Origin of the sequence: Thauera sp. WB-2, from assembly GCF_027594845.1 — a bacterium.
Classification (GTDB): Bacteria; Pseudomonadota; Gammaproteobacteria; order Burkholderiales; family Rhodocyclaceae; genus Thauera; species Thauera mechernichensis.
Window position 1 is genome coordinate 2,203,238 of the sequence record NZ_CP088935.1, and the last position, 18,965, is coordinate 2,222,202.

The following is an 18,965-nucleotide window of genomic DNA, read 5'->3' on the forward strand; positions in this document are numbered from 1 at the left end:
CCGCCTCAGTCGCGCATCACACGCTGAAGCTCTTCGAGCGTGGTCGTGCCGTTGGCAACGTGGCGCATGCCGTCGTCGTAGAGGCTGCGACTGCCCGTCGCGCGCGCGCGCTGACGCAGCTCGGCTTCCTGGCAGCCGTCGTGGATCAGGCGCGACAGCGTCTCATCCACCGCAATCAGCTCATGGATGCCGAGGCGCCCGGCGTAGCCGGTGTTGCCGCAACTCGGACAGCCGACCGCGCGCCAGCGGCCCTCGCTGCTTTCGGTATCAGCGGGTTGCCGGCATGCGGTACACAGCTTGCGCATCAGGCGCTGGGCAAGCACACCGCGCAGGGTGGATGCGAGCAGGAAGGGCTCGACACCCATGTCGATCAGGCGGGTGACGGCTGCCGCGCTGTCGTTGGTGTGCAGGGTTGCCAGTACGAGGTGTCCGGTCAGGCTGGCCTGGACGGCGATGCGGGCGGTCTCGAGATCGCGGATCTCGCCGATCATGATCACGTCCGGGTCCTGGCGCAGGATGGCTCGCAGTGCGCGCGCAAAGTCGAGATCGATGCGCGCATTGACCTGAATCTGACCGACGCCGGGGAGGTCGAACTCGACCGGATCCTCGACCGTGATGATGTTCATCCGGGTCGCGTCGAGCGTGCGCAGCGCGGCGTAGAGGGTGGTGCTCTTGCCTGAACCGGTGGGGCCGGTGACGAGGATGATGCCGTGCGGTTGGGACAACAGAGCCTGGAACTGCCTTATGCTGTCCGGCGCCATGCCGAGGGCGTCGAGCCCGAGCTGCCCCGCGCTCTTGTCGAGCAGGCGCAGCACCAGGCGTTCACCGTGGCTGGTTGGCAGGGTGGAGACGCGCACGTCGATCTGGCGTCCGGCCAGGCGCAGGCTGATGCGGCCGTCCTGCGGGAGGCGTTTCTCGGCGATGTCGAGGTTGGCCATCACCTTGATGCGCGAAGCCATCGCGGCGTGCAGGGCGCGGTGGGGGCGGGCGATGTCCTGCAGTACGCCGTCGCGGCGCAGTCGTACCACGGAGGACTGCTCGTAGGGCTCGATGTGCACGTCAGAGGCACGGTCGCGTACCGCTTGGGCGAGCAGCGCGTTGATCATGCGGATGATAGGGGCGTCGTCCTGGCGCTCGAGGAGGTCCTCGACCGCGGGGAGCTCGGTCATGAGCTGGGCGAGGTCGATCTCCTGGCCGACGTCCGCAACCACCTCGGCCGCATTGCGCTCGCCATCTCCATAGGCCTGCGCCAGCGCAAGCTCGAATGCGGCCGGCGTTGCGGTCTCGATGCGTAGCGGGCGGCGCAGGAAGCGTCTGGCCTCGTTGACCGCGCCGAGTGCGGCACCGCTGCGGACGAGCAGTTCGGCTTGCGCTTCGTCGCCGCCACGCAACAGCACGCCTTGGCTGCGTGCGAACGCATAGGGCAGGGAGGGCTGGCTCATCGCGACCCCTCGTCCGCAGGGGGGCGGATCAGCAACTCGGCAACCGGTACGATGCGGGCGTCGACAATCGGCGGTAGTTCGGGGGCGGAGTCCTCGCCGCGCATCAGCTGCCTGGGAAGGGCGCTGGCGCGCTGCTGGCCGATCACATATTCATAGCGAGACTGGGTCATCTCGGCGTAGCTGTCGCGGTCGCGCAGGATCACCGGGCGCAGGAACACCACCAGATTGGTCTTGCTGCGCTTGCGCGTGTTGTAGCGAAACAGGCTGCCGGCGACCGGCAGGTCGCCGAGCATGGGCACCTTCTCCTCGCCGCCCGCATAGCTGTCTTCGACCAGGCCGCCGAGGGCGATGATGGCCCCGTCGTCTACCAGCACCATGGACTCGATCGAGCGCTTGGTGGTAACCGGGCCGGTTGCTGCATCGACGTTGCCGACGACCGCCGAGGCTTCCTGGTAGATCTGCAGGCGAATGGCGCCGCCTTCGGAGATCTGCGGCCGCACCTGCAGGGTCAGGCCGACATCGCGGCGCTCGATGGTCTGGAACGGGTTGGCCGGCGTGGTGCCGCCGCCTGTGTTGGTGTACTGGCCAGTGACGAAGGGCAGGTTGCGGCCGACGACGATCTTGGCCTCCTCGTTGTCGAGGGTGACGATGTTGGGCGTCGACAGGATGTTGGCGCGTACCTCGTTTTCCAGAAAGCGGGCCAGGACGCCCAGGCTCAGTACCTCGCCGATCCCCGGGATGTTGACTCGTCCGCCACCGATCGCCAGGTTGAGCCCGTTCCCGGGCAGGCTCGGATTGCCGCTGGCGGTGCTGGCGATGAGCTGCAGCAGGTTGTTGCCGCCGCTGCCGAAGCTGCTCCCGCCGATGATGCCGGTTGCGCCCGAACCGCCACCGACCGAACCTGCCCCGACCCACTGCAGGCCGAACTCGGCCGCGCGCTCGGTGGAGATCTCGGCAATGAGGGCTTCGATGTAGACCTGGGCGCGGCGGCGATCCAGTTGATCGATCACCTGGCGCAGGTTGCGGTAGATGGCGTCCGGTGCGGTGATGATGAGGGCGTTGTTGACTACGTCCGCCTGGACGCTCGCGTTCGGGTTCGCGCTGCCGCTGGCAAGCGGGACGTCGGTGCTCGGGCGTCCGCCGCCGTCGCCGCCGTCGGCCGCAGTGTTCGCGAAGCCGCGCGCTGTGGTGGCCGCTGCGGCCGGAGTCGCAGTGCCGCTCAGGGCGCTGTTGAGCGTCGCGGCAACATGGCGTGCTTCGGCGTTGCGCAGGTACACGACGTGGATGTTGCCGCCTGCGCCTGGACGGTCGAGCGAAGCGACGAGCTGACGGATTGCAGTGAGCCGGCTGGGGTTGTCGGCACGTACGAGGAGGGCGTTGCTTCGGGGTTCGGCCATGACCTGGGGCGCCGTGGTGCCGGGTTGGCCAGCGCCGCCCTGCTCGGCCAGCAGGCGAGCGAGGACCGGGGCCAGGTCGGCGGCGGCGGCATGCTGGAGTTCGAGCACGGCGACGTCGGTCTGGCTGATGTCGATGGCGGCGATGACTGCCGCGATCTGCTCGATGTTGGATGCGTAGTCGGTGACGACCAGGGTGTTGTTCGACGGAAACGCGGTGACTGTGTTGTTCGGCGAGACAAGCGGTCTGACGACGCCGAGCATCTGTGTGGCCGACTCGAAGCGCAGGGCGAAGACCTGGGTCACCAGGCGGTCTCCGCGTGCGCTGACCTGGCGGGTGCCGACAGGTGCTGCATGCTGCTTGGCATCGGCCTCGGGAACGATCTTGACCACGCCTTCGCCTTCCACCGCGGTAAACCCCTGCAGGCGCAGCGCGGACAGCAGGATCTGGTAGCTGAGGGCACGCGGCACCGGGGTGTTGGTGACGATGTTGAGCTTGCCCTTGACGCGCGGATCAATGAGGAAGTTCTGCCCGGTGATCTCGCCCACGGCATGGATAACCGCGTCGATCTCGGCATTCTGGAAATTGAGCGAGATGGTCTCTTCACGCTGCTGGGCGCTGGCAGGCATGCTCAACGCGAGCAGAACGGCAACACAACTCGCACGCAGGCACATTGGCAGCAGGGAGAGGATCGACTTTCGGATCGCCTTGCGGATCGATGTTGTGAAGCGGGCTGAAGGCGAAGGTCGGGGAATTGAGGCGACCGGATTGGGCTCAGCGTTGATGCGCACTGCTAGGGGCATTTTCTTGGGCTGCAGATCGGGAAATGGAAGGGGGATGGGGCGGATGCTCGGACTGGTCAGGGGGATTGCGCCGATGGGGTGACTGGCCGCGGACGTGGGGAGGGGGTTACTCCCCTTGTTCGGCGGTGAGGTGCTGGCCTGCTGCCAGATCAAGCCTCACCGAAGCACCCTCGCGCTCGAGGATGACGTGGTCGGGGTGGATGGACGCCAGTCGCCAGCCGTCGCTGCTGGTGCCTCCGGCCCCGATTGTCCTCACGCTGCCGTCAGCGGTCTTGAACAAGGCGAATCCACCTGCGTCGCCAAAGCCGGTGGCCAGGCCGTGGAGCGACAACGGCGGCCGGGCCGTGGCGCTGCTTGCGCTGCTCGGCCCGGGCTTGCCGCCGGTGCCGGCGATACGCAGGATGCCTTCGGCAGCGCTGACCGGATCGGTTTCATGGAACGCCAGCGCCGCAGCTTGCGGTGTCGCGTGGAAGGACCAGTACGCCGCAGCCGCCAGCCAGCTGGTGAAGCTCAGGGCCAGAATCCAGGCCAGCGGCGCAATCCACCGCATCGCCAGCATTGCGGCTCGCCTCTGTGCCTCCCCCCTCAATGACATGCGTACTCCGGCTGACCGTTACAAATTCGTTGCGGATGATGCATGGCTTGTGTGACGCGAGTGTTATCTGCCCCGGCGCAGTGCTTTGGAGGCCGGCTGTGGAACTGCCCGGGTCGCTGGTGGGTCTTTACGGGCCGGACATGAAGGAGTTCCGTTTTGGCACGTAAGCTCATTCCCTTGTTTACCCTGATCGTCCTGCTTGCGCTCGCAGGCCTGTTCTCCGCAGCGGCGCTGGCTGCCGCAGCCGCCCCCGTGGATCCGACTCAGCCGCCACATCAACGTCTGGCGGACCTGCTCGAGGATGACGCCACCCGCAGCGTGCTGATCGAACAGCTACGCAGCCTGGGCGAGGAGGGTGCCGCGCGTGCGCTTGAACCCGAGGCGCCCGTCGAGTCGATGGCGGGGCGCGTTGCCGCGCTGACGCAGAACCTCGCGCAGGGAACGGTCAGCGAGTTCGGTGCAGCTCTGTCTGCGCTCGGTGAGGCGACCGGGCAGCTTGCCGATGCCCGGCTCGATTCCGTGCTGTGGCAGCTTGGCGAATTTGCCGTACTGGTCGTTGTCACCCTGGTCGTCTTCCGCGCGCTGGCGGCGGCCGCCGGCGGGCTGTTCGCCGCGCTCGATCGGCAGGCCGGCGCGGCCGATGGGCCGCGCGCACTGGTCTGGGGGCGACGGCTCCTGGCGACGGCCGGCGCAGGACTCATCGACCTGCTCACCATTGCATTCGCCTGGCTTGCCGGGTATGGCGTGGCGCTGTTCGTGATCGGCGAGTCCGGGGCGATACGCGTGCACGAGTCCCTGTTTCTGAACGCCTTTCTGATGGTCGAGGCCATTCGGGTGGGGCTCCGTATCCTGTTGTCCCGGCATGGCGACACGTTGCGCGTGCTTCCCGTGGCGGACGAAGAGGCCGCCTACTGGTACCTATGGGCATCGCGCATGGTGTTCTTCGTCGGCTATGGCCTGATGCTGCTGGTGCCGGTGATCGGCCACTATCTCAGCCCAGCGCTAAGCCGTGCGGTGGCCATCGTGATCATGCTCTCCGCCCTCCTCAAGGCGGCCGTGATCGTGATGCAGAACCGACAGCGCGTGCGTGCTGCCATCGAGGCGCTGGCCGAGCGCATGCAGTCTTCCTTTGCTCGCATCAGCATCACGATTGGCGCGCGTACCTGGCACATCGTGGCCATTGCCTACCTGGGTGCAATCCTGGTCACCGCCATTCTCTATCCGCAGGATGCGCTGCCGTTCATGGTCGCTGCAACGGCGCAGACCGTGCTGGCAGTTGCCTTGGGCATCGGCCTGGCGGCATTGCTGACGCAGGTGATCCTGCGCCGGATCCGGCTCAGCGAGGCGCTGCAGCAGAAGTTTCCGTTGCTCGAAGCGCGTCTTAACGCCTATGTGCCGACGGCGTTGAAGATCGCCCGCTTCGCGATCCTCGCCGTGGTCGTGGCGGCAATCGTGGACGCGTGGACGCCATTCCACCTCGGCGCCTGGCTGGTCTCCGACGCCGGCACGCGTCTGCTCGGCAAGCTTGTGTCGATCGCGCTCATCGTGGCGCTCGCCTTGCTGCTGTGGCTCATCGTTGCGAGCTGGATCGAGTTCCGCCTGAACGCCGAGGCGGGCGGCGAGCCCAATGCCCGTGCGCGCACCCTGCTGACGATCTTCCGCAATGCGGTGGCGATCGCGCTGGTGGTGGTGACCACGATGGTGGTGCTGGCCGAGATCGGCCTCAACATCGCGCCGCTGCTCGCCGGCGCAGGCGTACTCGGGCTTGCGATTGGCTTCGGCGCCCAGAAGCTGGTTCAGGACGTGATCACTGGCGTCTTCATCCAGCTCGAGCGCGCGATCAACGTTGGTGACGTGGTCACCGCCGCCGGGGTTACCGGCACGGTGGAGAAGATGACCATCCGCTCGCTGGGCATGCGTGATCTCTCCGGCACCTATCACCTGTTGCCGTTCTCATCGGTCACCACCGTGGCCAACTACAACCGCGACTTCGGCTACCACGTTGGCGAGTACGGTATCGGCTACCGCGAAGACAGCGACGAGGCCATCGTCCAGCTGCGCGCGGCCTTCGATGAACTGCGTCAGGACCCCGCTTTCGCAGGGTTGATCCTGAGCTCCGAGCTCGAGGTGCACGGGGTGACGGCGCTGGCCGACAGTTCGGTGAACATCCGCGTCCGCATCAAGACGGTGGCGGGTTCACAGTTCCCGGTCGGTCGCGCCTACAACCGCCTGGTCAAGCGTCACTTCGACGCGGCCGGCATCGAGATCCCATTCCCGCACATGACGCTCTACTTTGGCGAGGACAAGCAGGGCAAGGCGCCGCCTGCGCGCATCAGCATGCTGGGGGTGGGGCACGCGCCGGGTGGGGTGGGGAGGCCTGCCGGAGAATGACAAGCGGGTGAAGTCGCGGAGGCGGATAGGGCCGGCAAGCGCTATACTCGCGGGTCTGCCCAGAACCCGCCGTGCCCATGTCCGACCCGACCCCGCTTTTCGCCGACGATGGCCCGCTCGCAGCTGCGATTCCTGGCTTCCGAGCCCGTCCGCAGCAGATCGAGATGGCACGGAAGATCGCCGAGGCGCTGCGCGAGAGCCGTGTGCTGGTGGCCGAGGCCGGAACCGGTACCGGCAAGACCTTCGCTTATCTCGTGCCGGCGCTGATGGCGGGCGGCAAGGTCATCATCTCCACCGGCACCAAGACCCTTCAGGACCAGCTCTTCAACCGCGACCTGCCGACCGTGCGTGCCGCGCTCAAGGTCCCGGTGAGCATCGCGCTGCTAAAGGGCAGGGCCAACTACGTCTGCCACTACCACCTCGAGCGTAATGCGCGCGATGGCCGCTTCCTCACCGCGCAGGACGCCGCCGACCTGCGCGCAATCGGCCGTTTCGCCCAGGTCACGCAGACGGGCGACAAGGCCGAATGCACGGACGTGCGCGAAGACTCGCTGGCCTGGATCGCCGCAACCTCGACGCGTGACAATTGCCTCGGCCAGGACTGCCCGCACAAGGACGAGTGCTTCGTGATGCAGGCTCGGCGTAATGCGATGGACGCCGACGTCGTGGTGGTCAATCACCACCTGTTCTTCGCCGACGTGATGCTGCGCGACGAGGGCATGGGCGAGCTGCTGCCAGCCTGCAATGCCGTGATCTTCGACGAGGCTCACCAGTTGCCGGAGACCGCGAGCCTGTTCTTCGGCGACAGCGTGTCCACGGCCCAGGTGCTGGAGTTGGCGCGTGACACTCGCTCCGAAACGGTGGCCGCAGCGCGCGACTGCGTGGCGATGATCGACCAGACGCGCAACCTCGAGAAGGCCGCGCGCGACCTGCGCCTGGTGTTCGGTACCGAGACTGCGCGCATCTCGGCTGCGCAGGCGGCCGAGCGGGAGAACTTCGATGCCATGGTCGAGGCGCTGGAGAAGTCGCTGACCGAGTTCCAGTCCGTGCTCGACACCCAGGCCGAGCGCTCCGAAGGGCTCGCAAACTGCCTGCGCCGCACCGAGGAGATGGCTGCGCGCCTGGCCAGCTGGCGCAGCCCCGAGGACAAGGACCTCATCCGCTGGGTCGAGGTGTTTACCCAGTCGCTGGCGCTCAATGCCACCCCGCTGCATGTATCGGACGTCTTCAAGCGCCAGCTCGAGGGCCATCTGCGGGCGTGGATCTTCACCTCTGCGACGCTGGCGGTGGGCAAGGCGGACTTCGGCCACTACTGCCGCGAGATGGGCCTGGCCTGGATGGATCCGCCGCCGCTCACCGCGGTGTGGGGTAGCCCCTTCGATTATGCCGAGCAGGCCTTGCTGTATGCCCCCGCCGGCATGCCCGAACCAAACTCGTCCGAATATACCGAGCGTGTCGCCCAGGTGGCGCTGCCGCTGATTCGTGCCGCGCGAGGGCGTGCCTTCGTGCTGTGCACCTCGCTGCGCGCGATGCGCCGCATCCACGAGCTGATCCTCGACGGCCTGCAGCATAGTGGGGACGAGTTGCCGGTGCTGCTTCAGGGCGAGGGTTCGCGTACCGAACTGCTGGAGCGCTTCCGCCGTCTTGGCAATGCAGTGCTGGTGGCGAGCCAGAGCTTCTGGGAGGGCGTGGACGTGCCCGGCGATGCGCTGTCGCTGGTGGTGATCGACAAGCTTCCTTTCGCTCCGCCGGACGACCCTGTGCTGGCCGCGCGCGTCGAGCACATGCAGAAGCAGGGCTTGAGTCCCTTCGTGCATCATCAGTTGCCCAAGACCGTGATCAATATGAAGCAGGGCGCCGGGCGGCTCATCCGTACCGAGCGCGACCGTGGTGTGTTGTGCATCTGCGATCCGCGCATGATCGAGAAGTCCTATGGCAAGGTGGTGTGGCGCAGTCTGCCGCCGATGCGGCGCACGCGGGCCGAGACCGACGCGGTTGCCTTCCTGGCTTCGTTGCCGCCGCCTCGTGCCAGCGCACGCAGCCCCGCGCAGGGGAGCGGCTGAGAGCGGTCTGTTGTATCCTTCAAGGCTATCTCACGATGCCTGCGGGCAATGCTCCGATGAAAGTCTTCGGTTTTGGCGGTTGGTCGGGCTCAGGCAAGACGACGCTGGTGGAGAAGCTGATCCCCGAGTTCACCGCGCGTGGTCTGCGCGTGTCGGTCATCAAGCATGCACACCATGGTTTCGATCTGGACAAGCCGGGTAAGGACTCCTGGCGCCACCGCGAGGCCGGCGCCACACAGGTGCTGATGCTGTCCAACGACCGCTGGGTGCTGATGCATGAGCTGCGCGGCGCGCCCGAGCCCAGTCTGGAAGAGCAGCTGCGCTTGCTCGAGCCCTGCGATCTGGTGTTGATCGAAGGCTACAAGGCAGCGGCCGTGCCCAAGATCGAGATCCATCGGCCCGCCTTGGGCAAGCCGCCGCTGTGGCCGGAGAGCCCCCATGTGGTGGCGGTGGCAAGCGACCTTGCCATCGATTGCCCGCTGCCTCTGCTTCCGCTCAATGAACCGGCGCGGGTCGCCAATTTCATTCTCGACCATCTGAAGATTCAATGAACGGCACCATGCTCTCTTTTGACGAAGCCTACGAAAAGCTGCTCGGATTCGCGCGTCCGGTACGCGAGATCGAGCAGGTAGACACGATGTTCGCCGCCGGCCGGGTGCTCGCGGTCGCCCAGTTCTCAACGATCGACCAGCCGCCGATGGACAACTCGGGGATGGATGGCTACGCGCTGCGTGCCGCCGACGTTCCCGTTGCCGGCACGCGCCTGCCGGTCAGTCAGCGCATTCCGGCGGGCAGTGTCGGCCACGAGCTTGCGCCGGGCACCGCGGCGCGCATATTCACTGGCGCCCCCTTGCCGCAAGGCGCAGATGCCGTGGTGATGCAGGAGTTGTGCGACCACGATGGCGCCGAAGTCATCATCAACACCGTGCCACGTTCCGGCGAGGCGGTACGAAGGATGGGCGAGGACATCGCGCGCGGTGAGCTGATCCTGCCCGCAGGCGAGCGGCTTACGCCGCAGGCCGTCGCGCTGGCGGCGTCGGTGGGCCTGGCTCAGCTGCCCGTGCTGAGGCGGGTGAAGGTGGCGATGTTCTCCACCGGCTCCGAGTTGGTGATGCCGGGCGAGCCTCTGCCGCCGGGGGGTATCTACAACTCCAATCGCTACATGCTGCGCAGCCTGCTTGTCGGCCTGGGGTGCGAGGTGGAGGATTTCGGCATCGTCCCCGACCGTCTCGACGCCACCCGCGAAGTCCTTCGTCGCGCTGCGCAGGGCCATGATCTCATCCTTACCAGCGGCGGGGTGTCGGTCGGCGAGGAGGACCATGTCAAGCCTGCGGTCGAGGCCGAGGGTAGTCTGGATATGTGGAAAATCGCGATGAAGCCGGGCAAGCCCTTGGCGTATGGCCATGTGGCAGGGGCTGCATTCATCGGCCTGCCAGGCAATCCGGTGTCGAGCTTCGTCACCTTCCTGATGATGGTGCGTCCCTTCCTGCTGGCCACGCAGGGCGTGCGCGAGGTGGCGCCGGCGGCGCTGGCCTTGCGTGCCGATTTCGATTGGCCGCGGCCCGATCGCCGACGCGAGTTCCTGCGTGCGCGCATGAATTCGCAGGGTGGGGTGGAGCTGTTCGACAACCAGGGTTCGGCGGCGCTCAATTCGACGGTATGGGCAAACGGGCTGGTGGATATCCCTGCGGCCACATCCGTCAAGCGCGGCGAGAGCGTCCGCTTCCTGCCCTACGGCGATCTGCTGCACTGAATGAGTACATTGACGGGACAGGACATGACGAGCAAGGTGAAGGTTCTTTATTTCGCCAGCCTGCGCGAAGCGGTTGGGACGCCTGGCGAGGAGTTGGCGTTGCCGGCCAATGTGGGCACCGTCGGTGCGCTGCGGGAGCATCTCGCTGCACGGGGCGACGCGTGGGGGGCGATGGCGGCAGGCCGTAACGTGCGCAGTGCGGTCAACCAGCGCATGGTTGGTGCCGACGCGCCGGTGGCGGCGGGGGACGAGGTCGCTTTCTTTCCGCCTGTGACCGGGGGCTGAGCATGGGGCGCTACAAAGTCTGCGTTCAGGAAGACGACTTCGACGTCGGCGCGGAGATTGCCGCGCTCAGTCAGGAGCGTACCGATGTGGGGGCAGTCGCCAGCTTTGTCGGCCTGGTCCGTGACGTCAACGACGGCAGCGGCGTATCGGCGATGACGCTCGAGCACTATCCTGGGATGACCGAGCGTGCCCTCGAAGAGATCGTGACCGAGGCGCGTGCACGCTGGTCGGTACTGGATGCGTGCGTCATCCATCGCCATGGTCGACTCATGCCCGCCGAGCGCATCGTATTCGTCGGCGTAGCCAGCGCACATCGCGGCGATGCATTCGCCGCCTGCGAATTCATCATGGACTACCTGAAGACACGGGCTCCGTTCTGGAAACGTGAAGAGACCCCGGATGGCGGGCGCTGGGTGGATGCGCGCGAGGCGGACGATTCGGCGGCTGCGCGCTGGAGTGCCGCGCCGGCCGACGATGTCTCGATAGACGACAGCTGGGACGAGATCGAGCAGCGTCGTTGAGCGTGCTGCAGCCCCGCAAGGCATAACGGCGCCCGAGGGCGCCGTTATGCCTGCCTGCGCGGGACCCCGGCGGGCAGCTTACTTGCGGCCCTTGCCGCCCTGCTGGGTGAAAGCCTGGAAGGCCTCCGTCGAGGCACGGGTCATCTGCTCGAAGGCCGCGCGCGTGGTGTCCATCGCCGTCTGCATGGCACCGAGGGCGTTCTGGTCGGCGATCGGCATGCCCTTGAACATCTTCTGCATGGCGTCGAACATGTCGGTGCTGCCGGTGCTCAACTGCTCACCGACGAGCTTGCCGAACTCGGCCTGAGTGCGTGCCGTGATCTCGGCGATTTCGCGCGCACATGCGAGCATCTGCTCGGTGGTGCTCTGCGCGTAGTGGGCGCGCAGCTCCATCATGCCCTTGGGGTCCTTGGTGCTCGACAGTGCCTTGGCATTCTCGACGCCTTCCTCGAACAGGCGCTTGGCTGCGCCGACCTGGATTTCCATGATGCGCTGGGAGTTCTCGATCGACATCTGCGCCAGACGCATGGCCGCTTCGAGATTCTTCTTCTGAAGTTCGTTGAACTGATCCTGTTTGGTAGCCATAAGCACTCTCCACTCCCGCCATGCGGCGCTGATTTATATGTCGTGAGGCGTCCCTCGGCACGATTGCAGATCGATATCCCTGTTCGGGTATGCAAGCTCGTGCTCCCTCGCCTCAGCCGCACAATAGCACAGCGCGGGTGTGCGTTAGCGGGCAATCGCCTGTTACTGAGCCCGAATCGGGCAGTGCGCCCTGCATAGCGGGGTGTGTTTCTTGTTCTTCCTCAAGGCGACGGCCTTTGCGGCCAAATACGATTTCCAGGCTGCGAATCCGGCCGCAGGACAAGTCCGGTATCCCAACGATGGAAGACACCACGATGTTCCAGAACGACGTTCACCCCTTCGACGCGCGCGGCGTCGCCAAGCGCTTCCGCCATGCTGCCATCTTCGGTGCCCTCGAATCGCTCGAAGACGGCGAGGTGATGCGGTTCGTCAATGACCACGACCCGCTGCCGCTGCTTGGCCAGATCCAGCAGCGCTACGGCAACCAGGTGGGTATCACCTATGTCGCGCGTGACCCGGGCAATATCGTCATCGACTTCAAGATCCAGCTTGGTGCGCCGGCCAGCGCGGGTGCGCCCGCCGCTGCGGCGGCAGCCACAGGCGGCGGATGCGGCGGCGGCGGCGGACACGGCTGCTGCTCCGGCCACTAAGGCTTGCCGTACTTGCGATAGACGGCACGTGCGTCGGCGGCCGCGCGCTCCGGCGTACAGATCGACGGATCGTCGTCGTGACCGCTGAAGAAATCGTCCGCCTGGGCGGCCATCACCAGTTTGATGGCCGCCTTTTCGCTTTGCTCGTAGCGTTCGTAAAGCAGCGTGGCCACTTCGTCCAGGTGCTGTTCGTAGGTCATGGGCATGGGGAGGCTCCGTTTCAGCGCAGGGTCACGAACTCTTCGGCGCTGGTAGGGTGGATGGCAATGGTGTCGTCGAAATCGCGCTTGCGGGCGCCCATCTTCACCGCCACGGCAAAACCCTGCAGCATTTCGTCGGCACCCTCGCCGATGACGTGGGCACCGACGATGCGCTCGTCTGCGCCGGCGCAGATCAACTTCATCGATGTCCTTGGTCTGTGTTCGGTCAGGGCGTGGTACATCCCGGTGAAGCGGGTGCCATAGACCTTTACCTGCTCATGGCATGCACGTGCCTCCTCTTCGGTCAGGCCTACCGTGCCAATCGGGGGGTGGCTGAAGACGACGGTGGGTATGGTGTCGTAGTCGAGCTTGCTGTCCTTCTGGCCCAGGAACAGGCGGGCTGCGAGTCTTCGCCCTGCCGCAATTGCGACCGGGGTGAGTTCTGCGCGACCGGTGATGTCGCCGATGGCGTAGATGCCGTCGACGCCCGTATTCTGGAACGCGTCGGTCGCGACCATGCCGCGTGCGTCGGCACTCAGGCCTGCCGCTTCGAGTCGAAGGCGGTCGGTATTCGCCCGGCGGCCGGTCGCCCACACCAGGGCGTCGACTTCGAGCACGCCGCCGCCATCGCAGGCAACGCGCAGGCTGCCGTCCGCCTGCCGTGTCACTGCCTCCACGCGAGTGCCGAAACGCAGGTCTACGCCGTCTTCGCGCATCTGGGCGCCGAGTTCGTCGCGCAGCATGGCGTCGAAGGGGCGCAACAGATGCGGTCCGCGCACCAGCATGTGTACAGCGCTGCCAAGGGCGTTGAGTACGCCAGCCAACTCCACCGCGATGTAACCCGCACCGACCACCGCAACCCGACGCGGCTGGGTCTCGAGTGCAAAGAATCCGTCTGAGTCGATGCCGAACTCTGCGCCGGGAGTATCGGGGACCTCGGGTCGGCCGCCCGTGGCGATCACGATGTGAGGCGCGCTGAAGCGTTCTCCGTCGACCTCGATGGTGTGTGCATCGACAAATCGTGCAAAACCCCGAACGACATCCACGCCTGCCTTGTCGAGCATGCTGGCGTAGATACCATTGAGGCGCAGCACATAGGCATCGCGCCGGGCCTTGAGCGTTGGCCAGTCAAAGTGGGTGGAGCCGACCGTGAAGCCATAGCCGGGCGCGTCGCGCATCGCCTGGGCGAGGTTTGCGGCGTACCACATGACCTTCTTCGGCACGCAGCCGACATTCACGCAGGTGCCGCCGAGACGCGCGGCCTCCACGACTAGGGCGCGGGCACCGTATTCCGCCGCGCGGCGGGCGCTGGCAACACCTCCGCTGCCGCCACCGATGGCGATGAAGTCATAGTTGCGCATGTGCGGGCTCCATTGTGTGCTGGGGCGGCGGTCATCGCCGCCGGGTAAGGAATGGGCGACATTTTCGCTGCTTGGCCCGCGTTTGTGGACTTGCCGGACGCGATATCGCTGCTTCGCACAAGCTCGGGATGTAGATCTGTCTGGAGATATAAAAAGATAACTTTATATTCTTTTGAGATCTTTGAGCGATCCGGTAAGGTGCGAGTCTTCATTTTGCACTGCACCACTCCGCCATGCTCATTCCTGACAGCGCGCATGCACTGATCGTCGGCATCGTCCTGATCGGGCTGTTCATCACTTTCGTGCGCGAATGGGTCAAGGCCGACGTTGCAGTGATCTGCGCCGTTGCCCTGCTTCTTGCGCTGGGACTGCTCACGCCTGCGAAGGTATTGAGCGTGTTCAGCAACAGCGCACCAATCACCATCATCTGCCTGTTCATCATCAGCGGGGCGCTCGGTCGTACGGGCTGTGTTGACAGGCTCGGGGAGTGGATCGGCAACGTGGCGGGACATAGCGAGCGCCGCCTGCTGCTCGCGATGCTGCTCGTCGGTGTTGCCGTGTCGCCCTTCATCAACAACACACCGGTTGTCATGGTCATGATTCCGGCAGTGATTGCGATGGCTGGGCGATTCTCGATTGCCCCCTCGCGTCTGCTCATTCCTCTGTCCTACGCAACGATCCTGGGCGGCCTTATCACCATGGTGGGGACCTCGACCAATATTCTGGTCGATGGTGTCGCTCGTGACATGGGGTTGGCGCCGTTTACGATGTTCGAGATCAGTGCGCCGGCGATAGTCATGGCACTGATCGGCTGCACGTTCATGCTGTTCTTTGCGCAGCGCTTCCTGCCGGCACGCGAGACACTCACCCAGCAGTTCTCGGGCAGCAGCGACCGTTTGTTCATGACCGAGCTTTTCGTACCCGAAAACTCGCGTCTCGCAGGTCGTACGCTGAAGGAAGCGCGTCTGTCGAATGGCGTGATCAAGGTTCTCAAGCTCTTCCGCGGCGAGGAGGAGTGGTCTGCGCCGGCTCCCGACACACGTCTCGAGGTTGGCGACCGGCTGGTCGTGCATACCCGCAGCAGCGCAATGGTCGATCTGCGCAGCACCGATCTCGTCGGTTTGCGCGCGCAGACGCCGCCTGCGGCCGACCCTCAGGACCTGGAGACCCTGCGCAGACGCGACGTCGTGATCGTCGAGGCTCTGGTAGGACAGACCTCGCGTTACGTGCAACGTCCGATCCGCGACCTCGATCTGGCCGCTCGCTACGGCATCCATCTGATCGCCGTACATCGGCGCAATGCCTCCATCCCGGACGTGGGGGACGACTTCCAGCTCCAGTTCGGTGACGTGCTGCTGGTCGAGGGCACACCGACCCAGATCAAGCGCTTCTGCGACAACGGCGATCTGTTTGCCATCACCGATGGCAAGGTGTCGGCGACCCGAAGCACCAAGGCGCCGATCGCACTCGCGACCATTGCGGGGGTGATGCTGCTTGCCGCATTCAACGTGATGCCGATCGAGGGCCTGGCGATCATCGGGGCGGCGGTCGTGCTGATCACTGGCTGCATTCGTCCCGACGAGGCCTACAAGTCCGTCGAATGGCCTATCATCGTGCTCATTTTCGGCATGCTCGCAATCAGCATCGCGATGCGGGATTCGGGTCTGGCAGCGATGCTGGCGGGTAGCCTGGTGACGGTGGGAGAGGGCTTGTCGCCGTGGATGATGCTTGCGCTGGTGATCCTGATCACTTCGATCGCCACCGAGTTCATCAGCAACAATGCGGTGGCGGTCCTGTTCACGCCGGTCGTCATCGGCGTCGCCCAGCATCTGGGCGTTGATCCGCGCCCCTTCGTGGTCGGGGTGATGTTTGCCGCGAGTGCAAGCTTTGCCACGCCTATCGGCTACCAGACCAACACGCTCGTCTATAGCGCGGGCAACTATCGCTTCTCGGACTTCGCCCGCCTCGGCATCCCGATGAACCTCATCGTGTGGCTGACGGCAAGCCTGTTGATCCCGCTGTTCTGGCCACTGAACCCGCTCTGAACGGCAATTGCCGAGTACGTCGCGCTCAGAGGACGCGCTCGATCGCTTTCAGCACCTCGGGGGCGTCAGGTTTCACGCGGCTTGGAAAGGCAGCAACGACTCGACCGTTGCGGTCGATGACGTACTTGTGAAAGTTCCAAGTCGGTGCAGAGGACTGGCGGGCGATCTCGCGAAACAGCGGGTGGGCCGCCTCGCCCGTCACCGTGATCGGCGCATACATGTCGAATGTGACGCCGAAGTTCTGGAAGCACACTTCGGCCGTCTTGGCTTCGTCGTCTGCCTCCTGGCGAAAGTCGTCCGAAGGGAAGCCGGCAACTTTCAGGCCACGGTCCTTGTACGTCTGGTGCACCACCTCGAGTTCACGGAACTGACGGGTGAAGCCGCAGTGGCTCGCGGTGTTCACCACCAGGACCGGTTGGCCTGCGTAACGCTCGGCCAGCCGCACCAGCTCGTCGGCGTGCAGACGCCTCAGTTCGTAACCGCTTCCCTGGCCAAAGATGGGCGCTACCGTAGGCGACTCGTCCGCGAGCGCTGGCGCGCACAGGATGGTCAAGACAAACGGCAGCAAGTGCCGGCGAAAGGTGTCAAGCGGCATGGCGTGGCCTCCGGTCGAATGGGCGAGTACGCGTGTTCGCGAGCGCTCGGTGTAGACCATAGACCGCGGTCGTCGCAGCCAGTTCGTCCGCTCAACGGATGCGAAAGCCGCCTACTGCTTGAGAAAGTTCGCGCGCGGCGCGGTCGAGGGAACCCACTTCGAGCGCCACCTTGCTGGCCGAGGCCTCAGTCTCGTCCGCAAGGTTGGCGACCGATACGACTGCGCCGGCAATACTGCGCGCGGCAGCACTGTGCTCGCCAAGATTGTTTGCGATCGACTCGAATACCTGCTCGACGCGACCCGCCTCCTCGGTGATGCGCGCGATCGAAGCGCCTGCCTCCGCGGCCAGAGCCGTACCTGTGCCCACTCGCTCCACTGCCGACTCGATGTTCGCCAGCGCCTGACCCTTGCTGGTCTGGATGTCATTGATCATCGCTACCACTTCTTCGGTCGCCGACGCAGTCCGTTCGGCCAGCTTGCGAACCTCGTCGGCAACCACGGCGAATCCGCGCCCCTGTTCACCAGCCCGTGCGGCCTCGATCGCGGCATTGAGCGCGAGCAAGTTGGTCTGGCCTGCGATGTCCTTGATCAGGCTGACGACTGCAGCGACGCGGTCCGACTGCTTGCCCCGTCGTTCGATTCTGGGTGGTCGGACATGAGCGCCTCCGGGTTCTGGTCGATGCCTGCCTCAGCGTACGAGGCAGGCATCGACGGGCGGTGCGCTGAGGGCGTGCCAGCCCAGCACAGCACCGCTGTAGGCGATCCACAGAATGAACACGAGCCAGCCCAAGTGGCGACCAAGCCTACCTCCCCGCGACACTTGCGCACTGCGGGGTTGTTGGGAGTGGTCGGGGGTAAGGCTCTTATCTGCAATCGACATGGCAACTATGGACGGCATGCAAGCCAGAAACTCTAGCCCCTGCGAGCGAACGGCCTCACACGAGTTGTCAGCAGCACGGAGAAAAACGATTCGAAAAACCTGCGTTCAACTCGGGGTTCGCGGCGAATTACAGCAACGGTATGGCGTCCTTCTCTCCACGCTCGTACACGACGTTCGCCCGGCCGACCAGCAAGGGGTCGAGCGGGCCGACACGGTCGATCTCCTTGTTGGAGTAGGGCAGCTTGTGCAGTACGTAACGCAAGGCGTTCAGGCGTGCCCGCTTCTTGCAATCGGATTTCACCACCGTCCAGGGAGAGTCGGCGGTGTCGGTGTAGAAGAACATCGCCTCCTTGGCCTTCGTATAGTCGTCCCACTTGTCGAGCGATGCGAGGTCGATCGGCGACAGTTTCCATTGCTTGAGCGGGTGCGATTCGCGCTCGCGGAAACGGCGGCGCTGCTCGTCGCGGCTGACCGAGAACCAGAACTTGATCAGGTGGATGCCGCTGCGCACGAGGTTGCGCTCGAACTCGGGTACCTGGCGCATGAACTCGTTGTATTCGTCGTTGGAGCAGAAGCCCATCACTCGTTCGACCCCGGCGCGGTTGTACCAGGAGCGGTCAAAGAGAACGATTTCGCCGGTCGAAGGCAGGTGCTGGATGTAGCGCTGGAAGTACCACTGTCCGCGCTCGGTCTCGCTCGGCTTCTCGAGTGCTACGACGTGTGCACCACGCGGATTGAGGTGCTCCATGAAACGCTTGATGGTGCCCCCCTTGCCCGCGGCGTCGCGGCCTTCGAACAGGATCACTACGCGTTGGCCGGTCTCCTTGACCCAGGCCTGCAGCTTCAGCAGTTCGACCTGCAGTCTGTATTTCTGCTTTTCGTAGGCCTTGCGCGACATCAGGTTACGGTACGGGTAGCCGCCCTGGCGCCAGTCCTCGGCAAGTTCGTCATCGGGGTTGGCTGCGCCGGTCACGATCGGGCTGTCGGCCCGCATCAAGGCCCGGCGCAGCATGTGGACGTCGTCCGGTGAGGCACCGGCGAGGATGGACTCCAGTGCCTTGAGCGCCCGCTTCGGGTCCTGGCGCGACTCGGTCTGAAGAATCTCGGTGACAGCGACGATCTTGGACTCTTCGGCGGCCCCGATGGCCTGTTCGACTTCGAAAGTCTCGATGTCGGCAGGGGTCAGGGAGGGCGCGGTATCGCCTTGCTGCGAGCGCCGCGCGGCCTTCTTTGCTCTCGGTTTGGCGGGAGCGGGCGAGGGCGCGCTCGAGTCGGCTGCGTTCGGGGCACGGTTGTTCTTTTCGGTGTCTGTCATATTCAATGTCCTCGCTGTCAACTGTGGAAATTGTAGCGCTGATGGATGGCTTGCAGCGCGCGAAAAGTCGTAATGGCAGCATGGTT

Annotated in this window: 16 protein-coding genes and 1 pseudogene; 8 read left to right on the top strand and 9 right to left on the bottom strand. The window is 65.2% G+C overall.

The window, feature by feature from the left end:
* Positions 1-5 precede the first annotated feature (5 nt).
* The 3 genes from gspE to LQF09_RS10055 all read right to left on the bottom strand — a co-directional run bounded on the left by gspE (position 6) and on the right by LQF09_RS10055 (position 4,199).
* On the bottom strand, positions 6-1,442 hold the full coding sequence (gspE, locus tag LQF09_RS10045; protein WP_270067892.1) for a type II secretion system ATPase GspE: 1,437 nt from the start codon (positions 1,440-1,442) through the stop codon (positions 6-8).
* A complete protein-coding gene (gene gspD, locus LQF09_RS10050) occupies positions 1,439-3,466 on the bottom strand; it encodes a type II secretion system secretin GspD (RefSeq protein WP_270067893.1) in 2,028 nt (675 codons plus the stop codon). Before gspD ends, gspE begins: the two co-directional genes overlap by 4 nt.
* A gap of 280 nt (positions 3,467-3,746) precedes the next feature.
* A complete protein-coding gene (locus LQF09_RS10055) occupies positions 3,747-4,199 on the bottom strand; it encodes a type II secretion system protein N (protein WP_270067894.1) in 453 nt (150 codons plus the stop codon).
* Positions 4,200-4,391: 192 nt separating this feature from the next.
* Between LQF09_RS10055 and LQF09_RS10060 the strand changes: the two genes are divergently transcribed.
* From LQF09_RS10060 to moaE, 6 genes are all read left to right on the top strand, one after another.
* Positions 4,392-6,626, top strand: a complete 2,235-nt coding sequence (locus LQF09_RS10060) for a mechanosensitive ion channel domain-containing protein (protein WP_270067895.1) — start codon at positions 4,392-4,394, stop codon at positions 6,624-6,626.
* Between the two features lie 77 nt (positions 6,627-6,703).
* Positions 6,704-8,689, top strand: a complete 1,986-nt coding sequence (locus LQF09_RS10065) for an ATP-dependent DNA helicase (RefSeq protein WP_270067896.1) — start codon at positions 6,704-6,706, stop codon at positions 8,687-8,689.
* Positions 8,690-8,745: 56 nt separating this feature from the next.
* On the top strand, positions 8,746-9,240 hold the full coding sequence (gene mobB / locus LQF09_RS10070; RefSeq protein ID WP_270067897.1) for a molybdopterin-guanine dinucleotide biosynthesis protein B: 495 nt from the start codon (positions 8,746-8,748) through the stop codon (positions 9,238-9,240).
* Positions 9,237-10,442: a molybdopterin molybdotransferase MoeA gene (locus LQF09_RS10075; RefSeq protein ID WP_270067898.1), complete on the top strand. Its 1,206-nt coding sequence runs from the start codon at positions 9,237-9,239 to the stop codon at positions 10,440-10,442. The genes mobB and LQF09_RS10075 overlap by 4 nt, the downstream gene beginning before the upstream one ends.
* Positions 10,443-10,466: 24 nt before the next feature.
* Positions 10,467-10,727 (top strand): molybdopterin converting factor subunit 1, encoded by a 261-nt coding sequence (gene moaD / locus LQF09_RS10080; RefSeq protein ID WP_002929772.1) that lies wholly within the window; start codon positions 10,467-10,469, stop codon positions 10,725-10,727.
* A 2-nt stretch (positions 10,728-10,729) separates the two neighbouring features.
* Positions 10,730-11,248: a molybdopterin synthase catalytic subunit MoaE gene (gene moaE, locus LQF09_RS10085; RefSeq protein WP_270067899.1), complete on the top strand. Its 519-nt coding sequence runs from the start codon at positions 10,730-10,732 to the stop codon at positions 11,246-11,248.
* 78 nt (positions 11,249-11,326) lie between these two features.
* Here moaE and LQF09_RS10090 read toward each other — a convergent pair whose 3' ends face one another.
* Positions 11,327-11,833: a phasin family protein gene (locus tag LQF09_RS10090; RefSeq protein ID WP_002929777.1), complete on the bottom strand. Its 507-nt coding sequence runs from the start codon at positions 11,831-11,833 to the stop codon at positions 11,327-11,329.
* A gap of 299 nt (positions 11,834-12,132) precedes the next feature.
* Here LQF09_RS10090 and LQF09_RS10095 point away from each other — a divergent pair, with 299 nt between their 5' ends.
* Positions 12,133-12,483: a DUF2249 domain-containing protein gene (locus LQF09_RS10095; RefSeq protein ID WP_002929783.1), complete on the top strand. Its 351-nt coding sequence runs from the start codon at positions 12,133-12,135 to the stop codon at positions 12,481-12,483.
* On the opposite strand, the gene LQF09_RS10100 is transcribed toward LQF09_RS10095, so the two are convergent.
* Both LQF09_RS10100 and gorA read right to left on the bottom strand, forming a co-directional pair.
* Positions 12,480-12,689: a hypothetical protein gene (locus LQF09_RS10100; protein ID WP_002929785.1), complete on the bottom strand. Its 210-nt coding sequence runs from the start codon at positions 12,687-12,689 to the stop codon at positions 12,480-12,482. The two genes, LQF09_RS10095 and LQF09_RS10100, sit on opposite strands and share 4 nt — an antisense overlap.
* 14 nt (positions 12,690-12,703) lie before the next feature.
* Positions 12,704-14,044, bottom strand: a complete 1,341-nt coding sequence (gorA, locus tag LQF09_RS10105) for a glutathione-disulfide reductase (RefSeq protein WP_270067900.1) — start codon at positions 14,042-14,044, stop codon at positions 12,704-12,706.
* Positions 14,045-14,277: 233 nt separating this feature from the next.
* Between gorA and LQF09_RS10110 the strand changes: the two genes are divergently transcribed.
* Positions 14,278-16,089, top strand: coding sequence for an SLC13 family permease (locus tag LQF09_RS10110; RefSeq protein ID WP_002929788.1), 1,812 nt, complete (start codon positions 14,278-14,280; stop codon positions 16,087-16,089).
* A 25-nt stretch (positions 16,090-16,114) separates the two neighbouring features.
* Here the strand turns inward: LQF09_RS10110 and LQF09_RS10115 are convergent, their stop codons facing one another.
* The 3 genes and pseudogenes from LQF09_RS10115 to ppk2 form a co-directional block, all read right to left on the bottom strand.
* A complete protein-coding gene (locus tag LQF09_RS10115) occupies positions 16,115-16,684 on the bottom strand; it encodes a glutathione peroxidase (RefSeq protein WP_270069875.1) in 570 nt (189 codons plus the stop codon).
* Positions 16,685-16,775: 91 nt separating this feature from the next.
* A pseudogene (locus LQF09_RS10120) lies at positions 16,776-17,273 on the bottom strand (methyl-accepting chemotaxis protein); the annotation flags it as partial.
* A gap of 418 nt (positions 17,274-17,691) precedes the next feature.
* Positions 17,692-18,879, bottom strand: a complete 1,188-nt coding sequence (gene ppk2 / locus LQF09_RS10125) for a polyphosphate kinase 2 (protein ID WP_270067901.1) — start codon at positions 18,877-18,879, stop codon at positions 17,692-17,694.
* Positions 18,880-18,965 lie beyond the last annotated feature (86 nt).